Annotated in this window: 9 protein-coding genes; 7 read left to right on the top strand and 2 right to left on the bottom strand. The window is 59.3% G+C overall.

Going from position 1 to position 8,493, the window contains the following annotated elements; translation table 11 throughout:
- Positions 1 to 148 precede the first annotated feature (148 nt).
- On the top strand, positions 149 to 1,000 hold the full coding sequence (locus tag KBZ12_RS18080; protein WP_254959458.1) for a restriction endonuclease: 852 nt from the start codon (positions 149 to 151) through the stop codon (positions 998 to 1,000).
- 292 nt (positions 1,001 to 1,292) lie between these two features.
- Here the strand turns inward: KBZ12_RS18080 and KBZ12_RS18075 are convergent, their stop codons facing one another.
- Positions 1,293 to 1,895 carry a hypothetical protein gene (locus tag KBZ12_RS18075; RefSeq protein ID WP_254959457.1) on the bottom strand — a complete coding sequence of 201 codons (603 nt, stop codon included), beginning with the start codon at positions 1,893 to 1,895 and terminating at the stop codon, positions 1,293 to 1,295.
- 481 nt (positions 1,896 to 2,376) lie between these two features.
- Between KBZ12_RS18075 and KBZ12_RS18065 the strand changes: the two genes are divergently transcribed.
- Entirely contained in the window at positions 2,377 to 2,916 is a 540-nt protein-coding gene (locus tag KBZ12_RS18065; protein WP_254959455.1) for a GNAT family N-acetyltransferase, read from the top strand.
- A gap of 751 nt (positions 2,917 to 3,667) precedes the next feature.
- On the opposite strand, the gene KBZ12_RS18060 is transcribed toward KBZ12_RS18065, so the two are convergent.
- Positions 3,668 to 4,042 (bottom strand): DoxX family protein, encoded by a 375-nt coding sequence (locus KBZ12_RS18060; RefSeq protein ID WP_254959454.1) that lies wholly within the window; start codon positions 4,040 to 4,042, stop codon positions 3,668 to 3,670.
- Positions 4,043 to 4,408: 366 nt separating this feature from the next.
- Here KBZ12_RS18060 and KBZ12_RS18055 point away from each other — a divergent pair, with 366 nt between their 5' ends.
- Genes KBZ12_RS18055 through KBZ12_RS18035 form a run of 5 tightly spaced genes read left to right on the top strand, consistent with a single transcriptional unit; the run spans position 4,409 to position 8,388 of the window.
- Positions 4,409 to 5,464: a GTP-binding protein gene (locus KBZ12_RS18055; protein ID WP_254959453.1), complete on the top strand. Its 1,056-nt coding sequence runs from the start codon at positions 4,409 to 4,411 to the stop codon at positions 5,462 to 5,464.
- Entirely contained in the window at positions 5,461 to 6,252 is a 792-nt protein-coding gene (locus tag KBZ12_RS18050; RefSeq protein WP_254959452.1) for a GTP-binding protein, read from the top strand. The genes KBZ12_RS18055 and KBZ12_RS18050 overlap by 4 nt, the downstream gene beginning before the upstream one ends.
- 5 nt (positions 6,253 to 6,257) lie before the next feature.
- Positions 6,258 to 7,088: a metallophosphoesterase gene (locus KBZ12_RS18045; RefSeq protein ID WP_254959451.1), complete on the top strand. Its 831-nt coding sequence runs from the start codon at positions 6,258 to 6,260 to the stop codon at positions 7,086 to 7,088.
- The gene (locus tag KBZ12_RS18040; RefSeq protein ID WP_254959450.1) at positions 7,088 to 7,798 is read left to right on the top strand and encodes a phosphoesterase; all 711 of its coding nucleotides are present in this window, start codon (positions 7,088 to 7,090) and stop codon (positions 7,796 to 7,798) included. Before KBZ12_RS18045 ends, KBZ12_RS18040 begins: the two co-directional genes overlap by 1 nt.
- On the top strand, positions 7,795 to 8,388 hold the full coding sequence (locus tag KBZ12_RS18035) for an alpha/beta fold hydrolase (RefSeq protein ID WP_254959449.1): 594 nt from the start codon (positions 7,795 to 7,797) through the stop codon (positions 8,386 to 8,388). The genes KBZ12_RS18040 and KBZ12_RS18035 overlap by 4 nt, the downstream gene beginning before the upstream one ends.
- The last annotated feature ends 105 nt before the right edge of the window (positions 8,389 to 8,493 follow it).

Here is an 8,493-nt window from a genome sequence, read left to right as displayed (position 1 = left end):
TCCAGAACTGGATTGCAAGACCTTCTTTGACGACCTCATCGGCTGTCCAACATCAAGATTCAGCGGACTGGGCAAAAGATACCTGATGAATGCATTTGGGTGCTTACCGCCGCTGATCTTGAGCGTTAGAAAGAACTAAATTCCATCAATGGCCAAGGGACCCCAGTTCACCCGATACATCCTGCCCATCCTGCATGCTCTGCGGGAGATGGGTGGATCGGCCACTGCAGCTGAGGTAACAGATGCGGTGATTGAGCACGAAGACCTCCCCGAAGAGCTTCTAGAACAGACCAATAAGAACGGCCAGTCAAAAGTACGCAACCAGATTGCATGGGCTCGTATGTACCTCGTTCATTCAGGACATATTGACTCATCTCTTCGCGGCGTGTGGAGGCTTACTGACAAAGGTCAGCATGAAGACCTCAAGGCTTTAGACGTAGCATCATTATTCAAGGGTGTTCAGAGCACCTTCAAAGGGCCTCAAGATGAGGGCTCCACTCCAAAGAGTGCGGCATCTGTGGAGGCTACAGAGAGTCGATTGGAGGCTGAGGAGACTGCCCTTCTGCCAGTGATCAAGGCACTTAGTTCTGAGGGATTCGAGCGCTTATGTCAGCGCCTTCTAAGGGAGCACGGTTTTCAGAATGTGAGGGTCACCGGCCGTTCAGGGGATGGAGGCATTGATGGAGAAGGGATCCTCGAGATAAATCCACTTCTGAGTTTTAAGGTGTTATTTCAATGCAAGCGTTATCAAGGATCGGTTGGCGCAAGCATGATCCGGGATTTTCGAGGAGCCCTTGTTGGGAAGGCTGATAAGGGCATTTTGTTGACCACTGGGAGTTTTACAATGGATGCCAAGCGGGAAGCAATTCGGGATGGCGCCAATCCCATCGAGCTCGTTGATGGGGAGAAGCTTGTCAGAATGTTTGAAAAGCTTGAGCTTGGTGTCAAGCCAAAGGTTGTCTATGAAGTGGACATGGATTTCTTTAATGACTTCAAGTAGGGTCTTTCTAACATCCAGATACAGAAGACGGGAGCGGGAGTGGCTTGTCAACCCGAGAAGCCCCTGCCCGCTTCTGATCTGGAGCGTTAGAGAGATGGGGTACAGGCTGCAAGGCAACCAGTGGTACATTCTGCGCACACATGCAATGGACATGAGCCTCTTCTAGTCAGGAGATGGAAAGCTAGTTACGTCTTCCTAGTATCAGAAGCTGACCTTGCCATCATGGTTGGCAATGATGTTCTTCTCTACCAGAACCCTGCGATAGAGGTAGCGGATGCACATGGAGCAACGTTCATCGTGATTGCGAAAATACATACTCACCACTTACAAGGCGTTCTGTTAGTGGGCCAAAGGAAATATACTTTCCTTCAAGTTTACCACCGGTCGAAGGAAGACGAAGCAGCAAAGTCCCAAACTCTATAACGGCTGGATCGCTAGAGACATAATCAAGTCGAAGATAGTTGTTCGCCACCATATTTCCGGACAAATTATACGATATCTCTTTGTGTTCTATGACTATCGGATCAGGGGAATCGTTCGCGTTGACAGGCTTGCTCTTTGGCTTGTTGGCATACTCTAGACTTGTGATATCGAGAGTGCCGTTAATTGTTCGTCCATTGACTGAAAGGCTAAGGTGAGCAGGAAATTTTTTCAATTGGCTTTCTGTTTCAAGTTTCTTTTTGTCATCTTTAGATAGGATCTGTGTGCCAGTGCCCTCCCACCTTCCCTCAAGGGTTTGTCTTCGCTGGTCCGAGATTGCAGGCAGCTGGAACTGATTATACATCTGAACTGCAAGTGGTGAAGCGATAAATGTGCCGATTATGCCAAGTACTGCTATCCAGATCTGTGGATCAATCCTTCCAATCCAGGTTAATGGTTTTGATGGTTCAGGCACTGCCGAAGCCCATGTATCCTTGCTTAGATTCTTGCTGCCGGAATTCGCTCGAAGGCCTCTCATTTGTCAGAATGAATGAAATGGTTATTGTTCCCCTTGCCTCTGGGGAAAGGCCACACGATTTGATCGATCCATCGAGTGGCAAGTCCGGCAACCGTAAGCCACCATAGGTTAACGCTGTAAGGGAAAAAGTACACCAGCGCATGAGTCAGGCCTGAGGCGGTTGGCTTTTACTGGACAGGTAGGGCCTATTGCGTCGTTAACTTTTGTCTAGAGGAGCAGGGAGCTTCTTAGTATAGGCCTCTTTGGGAGTTTTGCCTCCCAGGGCACTGTGGGGCCTTATATGGCAATACCTGCATAGGAAGCGGGCCAGGCTGACCTCCGCCTCCCAGCCATCGCTAGAGCCCCCACTGTCAGAAAAGTTGTCCGCTTGGTCAGAACCGTCAACCAGGGGGCTCAACGACACCCAAGAAACCAACTTATGACGCTGCTTTGCGGGATGCCCGAAAGAAACCTGGTACGCATAGAAAGACTTGGGCAGATTGCTGAGACCAGGGAAATCCAGCTTGAATATATAGCATGGATTGATTCGATGCTCAAGCGCAAGCATGGCATCAGTCTTACAGCTGACAGCATTAATCAACTCATGGATGAGGTAATGACTGATTGGCCTTTCTATAGTGGGCATCAGGGGAGGTTTTTCTTGGCTTATATTGGCAAGAGTGCTGGCGGAATGGCTGGTATCAAATATGTTTCAAGAAACGTATGTGAGCTAAAGAGACTGTACGTGTTACCCCTCCATCGCCGAGTTGGGCTTGGAAGGTCTTTGGTTGAGCGGCTACTCTCGGAAGCGCGCATTCTTGGCTACAGCAAGGTTAGGCTTGAAACACTAGACTTTATGGAAGCTGCAATTCGACTGTATGAATCTCTTGGCTTTGTCAGGACATCTGAATTTGAAGGTACTGAGGGCCGCGGCTATGGGATTCAAGAGCATGAGATTTACCTTTCCATAGATATATAGTTATCTACCTTGCATATTTCTTGGGTTATTCGCTGAAATGATTTGCCGCTTCTGGTATGTGCTTGAGATTGCTCACATCCGTACTAACAACAAAGTCCCTGCTAATCCACGGCTAAAGATGTCAGGTGTCGGGCAATTTTCACTCCTTCGCAAACAGGAGCTTCCGGAGCACTGCCCCAGGAACAATACAGCCGAGTCTATTCGTCGGCAAGCTGATTTAAGCTAGGCACGCTAATCAGGTTGTCCACTTGACAGATGAGTCGTGACTGGCGGTCGAAGAAACTAGCTTCTTCGTGCGAGCCTCCTAGGATGTGGTGACGACAGAGACTGCGTGATTGTTACCACTTCTAGAACCTGACACTCCTGCCACTCTCTAACATCGCCATGCACCTGAGCCGCCACCCTAAGGCTACGTTTGTTCTCCGAGCGCTCCCTGCGGCCAGGTGATGGCGAGCGTTAGAAGGGTGAGTAGAGCTCTGAAACCAATCGCACCCGCAACCACCCCAATCTGTTACTCCCCGGAACCGGAAAACATAGTCGGCCAAGCGACAAGCACTTCATATATATAGAACCGATGCAAGAAACTCGCGAATTATTCTCATAATCAGTATCTCAAAATCACCTTTTCAAACCCCCTGCAACTCCCTGTAGATCCCCGTAGAAGAATGCAAACTCGGGGGGTATTCCCCCTGTTTTCGGCGGCGGCACAGGGTGCCTCGGAAATTTTTCAGGTTCTGGGAAATCCCCCTCCTCAGGTCCTGCTGTCCTGATCGGCCACCAGCAGCAGGCCGCCGATGATCGCCAGGTTCTTGAACAGCTGAATCCGCTCCATCTTGTCGGTCACATCGCCGTGGAACAGCAGGGTGGTGGGCACCAGAAACAGCAGCAGCAGCACCGCCCCCAGCCTGGCCTTCCAGCCGCTGATCACCAGGGCTGAACCCACCGCCATCAGGGCCATGGCGGCCGCCAGCAGCAGCGGCGCCAGCGGCAGCCCCTTGGCGGCGATGGCGCTGGCCACCCCGGCAAAGCCCGTCAGCTTGCCGATCACGGCATGGATGAACACCAGACACAACAGCACCCGGGCAATGCGGTTCAGCAGCGAGGGCTGGTGGTTGTGCTGGCTCATGGGGCGGCTTGCAGGACGACAGGACGGCGGGCGTTCGTGGCGATGCAATCGCAGAGGGCTATCGCTCCTCTGCTGCGTGGTTTGCCAAGAAGAAGCTGATCATCTGTTCCATGCCTTTCTGCGTGCGGCCATGGGGCCTGAGGCCCTGCTCGGCCCATGCCCGATCAAGCTCCTGGCGCAGCTCCTCGGAAATCCAGCAGGAGAGCATGACCTTGCCTTCCCGGCTGGAGGTGCAGTGGCGCTCAGGCGCGGACATGGATACGAGTTGTGCACATGTACACACTTTGCCTCAGCAAGGGGGCTGCTCCGGTTACGTGACCTGCACCGATCGGGCAGAATGAGAACCGTTCTCGCCGATGGTGGTCCATGGGTCAGCAGGCCATCCAGGTCCCCGTCACCCTGCTCACCGGCTTCCTCGGCGCCGGCAAGACCACATTGCTCAACCACATCCTCAGCAACCAGCAGGGGCTGCGGAGCGCTGTGCTGGTCAATGAGTTCGGGGAAGTTGGCATCGACCACGAGCTGGTGGTTGCCACCAGCGATTCGATGGTGGAGCTGAGCAACGGCTGCATCTGCTGCTCGATCAACGGCGAGCTGCAGGAGGCCGTGCACCGCGTGCTGGAGAGGCCCGAGCCGATCGATCTGATTGTGGTGGAAACCACCGGCCTGGCCGACCCCCTGCCGGTGGCGCTCACCTTCATGGCCGGGGACCTGCGCGACCGGCTGCGACTCGATTCGATCATCACCCTGATCGATGCCGAACACTTCAGCGCCACGGCCCTTGAGAGCCCGATCGCCCGCGCCCAGGTGGTCTACGGCGACATCCTGCTGCTCAACAAGGCCGACCTTGTCGATGAGCAACGGCTGAACGCGGTGGAGGCCGAGCTGCGGGCGATCAAGACCGACGCACGCATCCTGCGGGCCAGCCGCGGTGAAGTGCCCCTAGGTCTGCTGCTGAGCGTGGGGCTGTTCGAGAGCGACCGTCTGGCCTCGCTCCAGGCCCAGGAGGAGACCCGTGAACAGCGCCACAGCGATGGGCATCACGACCACGCGCACCCCCACGGCGAGCACCATCACCACGAGCACGAGCACGAGCACGAACATCACCACCACCCCCACACTCCAGAGCTGGAAGGCTTCAGTTCCGTGAGCCTGGCGGTGGACGCGCCCTTTGACCTGCGGCGTTTTCAGCATTTCCTCGACAACCAGCTGCCTCAATCGGTGTTCCGCGCCAAAGGAGTGCTCTGGTTCCGCGAGAGCAACCGTCGCCACCTGTTTCACCTCTGCGGCAAGCGCTTCACGATCGATGATTCCGATTGGCCTGAGGGCTCAGAGCGCCACACCAAGGTGGTGGCGATCGGCAAAGACCTCGACCAGGCGGCCCTCGGGGCCCAGCTGGAGGCCTGCGTGGCGCCGCCATGAGCCAGACCCTGCTGATCTCCGGTCCTCCCGGCTGCGGCAAGACCACCTGGATCCTGAACCGGATCCAGAGCCATTCGGGCCCCTGTGGCTTTCTGCGTCTCGCGGGCTACCCCGACGAGGGCCTGCTCCAGGCCCGTGACGGCGGTATCGATCTGGCCTGGTTGCAGGATCAATGCCCAGGGCTGCTCGATCTGGCCGAACCCGACCAGGCTCTGGCGCCCAGACCCGCCAACCTGCTGGCCCTGATTGAACTGCCCCAGTTCCAGCCGCCAACGGACTCAGGCCTGGCCGGGGTGGATCGCCGCGTGATTCCCCAACTGGAGGCCCTGCATCTCAGCCCGGATGAGCATCTGCACTTCGGGCGTGACCACCTGTTGCCCCGCCAGGACACCCTGGATTTCAGCAGCCTGCAGGCCTTGGAGCGGAACCTGGCGGGAAGCGTGTGGGATCCGGCCAGCCTCAGCAGCTTCTGGTTTGAACTGGTGAACGGTGCCTATGGCGATGTTTACCGCGCCAAGGCCCTGATGAACCTGCCCGACGGCCGGGCCTTCTTCTGCAACTGGATGGTGAGCCGTGAGGGCTCCCAGTTCCTTCCCTTGCAGACGACTGCATCGCCCGACGGTCGCCCGCAGCGCCTGTCGCGCCTGGTGGTGCAGGGCAAGGATCTCGATCCCGCCGCCATCGAGGTCACCCTCGCCGACTGTCTGCTCAGCGATGCCCTACTGGAGCTCGAGCAGGCTCGCCTGCGCCAACAGGAGGCCCCATCCCATCCATCCCCTGCTGCCTGAACGCCATGGCCCATGCCGTGATCTCCTGCCTGCATGCCAACCTCGCCGCCCTGGAGGCCGTGCTCGCCGACATCGACCAACAGGGCATTGACACCATCACCTGCCTGGGAGATCTGGTGGGTTACGGGCCCCAGCCCAATGAGGTGGTGAACTTGGTGCGCGAGCGGCAGATTCCCACCTGCCAGGGCTGCTGGGATGAGGACATCATCGAGGGCCTCAATGCCTGCGACTGCAGCTATCCCTCGCAACTGGCGGAGCGGCGAGGCCAACTGGCCCATCAATGGACGGCCGATCAGCTGAGCGAGGAGAACAGGGCGTTCCTCGCCAGCCTGCCGATGTCGCTGTGGCGCGATCGGCAGCTGTTCGTGCATGGCAGTCCCAACAGTCAGCACGAGTACCTGCTGCCGGATATGGATGCCTTCGCGGCCCTGGAGCGGGTGGAGAGCGCCGGCGCCGAAACCCTGTTCTGCGGCCACACCCATCGGCCCTATGTGCGCGAGCTGCGCGATGGATCGATCCGGGTGCGGGTGCGGCAGACGCCCGGTGAGCCAGCCGGTGTGGCCGAGGCGGAAGACAGGGAGCTGCGGCTGCCGCTGCGCCGCATCATCAATGCCGGCTCGGTGGGGGAACCGCGCCATGGGAACACCCACGCCACCTATGTGATTCACCACGAAGACACAAACGCCGTTGAGATCCGCGAGGTGCCGTACGACGTGGAGCGCACCTGCCGGGCCATCGTCGACGCAGGGCTGCCGCCGATCTTCGCCTGGCGGCTGCGCCATGGCTTCGAGTACGCCGAGCGGGCCGATGACGCCAGCCACGTGTGTGAGCGCTGATGGCACGCTGGGCCCTGATCAGTGGTCTGCGCGGGGATCTGGAGGCCTATGAGGCCATCCAGACCGATCTGCGCCACACCCGGCGGGTGGACACCCTGTTTGTGCTGGGGGATGTGATCGGCCCGGAGCGGGAGTGCAATGCCCTGCTGGAGCGGTTGCAGCAGCCGCGCCGGGGAGACCTGCAACCGCACTGCCTCTATGGCTGGTGGGAAGAGCAGCTGCTGGCCGAGCGGGGATACCGCGGCGGCCGGCGAGCCGATGCCCTGCGCCTCAGCCAGGGGGAGGCGGCCGTGGATGCCCTGCTCCAGGCAGTGGATCCCGCGCACATGAACTGGCTGGCGGCGCTGCAGTTCGGCTTCATCGAGCTCGATTGCGCCCTGCTGCATGGCAGCTCGGCCGCTGTGGACGACAGCCTGGGTCCAGACAGCTCGCCGCTGTTGCTGCTGGATCGGCTCACCCGCATGGACGTGAACCGTCTGTTCACCGCCCGCAGCGGCCAGCAGTTCCGCCTCGAGCTCAGCGGCGGTGGCATCGGATCGCAGGTGCGGGATCTGGAGGGCCAACGGCAGCACCAGCAGAGCGTTCCCCAGCGCCAGGTGATCGGCATCGGCGCCGGCGTTCACTACACCATTTACGACCCCGGCAGCGATCGCCTCGACTTCTTCATTGCTGGCACCAAACCCAAGCAGCGGGCACGGGGGTTTGCGTGACACCGCAGCTGGGGGGAACGCTCGAGACCCTGCAGGTGGACCTGGCCGGGCGGCAGCTGCGCCTGGTGCTGGAGCGCCGGGGGCCGGCGGCGGCCCCCCTTTGGCTGCTGCTGCCCGCCTTGAGCACAGTGTCGAGCCGGGGCGAATGGCAAGCGTTGGCCGAGGCTGTTGGCGATCAGCGCCAGCTGGTGAGCTTCGACTGGCCCGGTTTCGGCGACAGCGACCGCCCCGCGATCTCCTACGACGCCACCCTGCTGCGCTCGGCGCTGCGGGCTGTGCTCTCCTATCTGCGCACCACAACCCGCCAGCGCATCACCGTGATCGCCGCCGGCCACAGCGCCTCGGTGGCCTTGGGGCTGGCGGCGGAATGGTCTGGCCTGTGGCAGGAGCTGGTGCTGGTGGCCCCCACCTGGCGTGGCCCTCTGCCGACCATGACCGGCTGGCCCTCCCGTCGGTTCGGCTGGTTGCGGCAGCTTGTCGCGTCACCCTTCATCGGACCGGTTCTCTACCGGCTCAACACCAGCCGGCCGGTGCTGCGCCTGATGCTGCGGCGTCATGTCTGGGTCGCCTGCCCGGTGTCAACTACGTAGGCGGGTCGCGTCAATTACGTAGGCGGGTTACCCCGGGGCCTCCCCCTGCCATGGCAGGGGGAGGCGACAGCGAAAAGTGAGCCACCCTGGCCCGGTCCTCTGCCA

Origin of the sequence: Cyanobium sp. Cruz CV13-4-11, from assembly GCF_024346055.1 — a bacterium.
Taxonomy (GTDB): Bacteria; Cyanobacteriota; Cyanobacteriia; order PCC-6307; family Cyanobiaceae; genus Cyanobium.
Note: the sequence above shows the minus strand (reverse complement) of the source record. Positions and strands in the feature narration are given on the sequence as shown.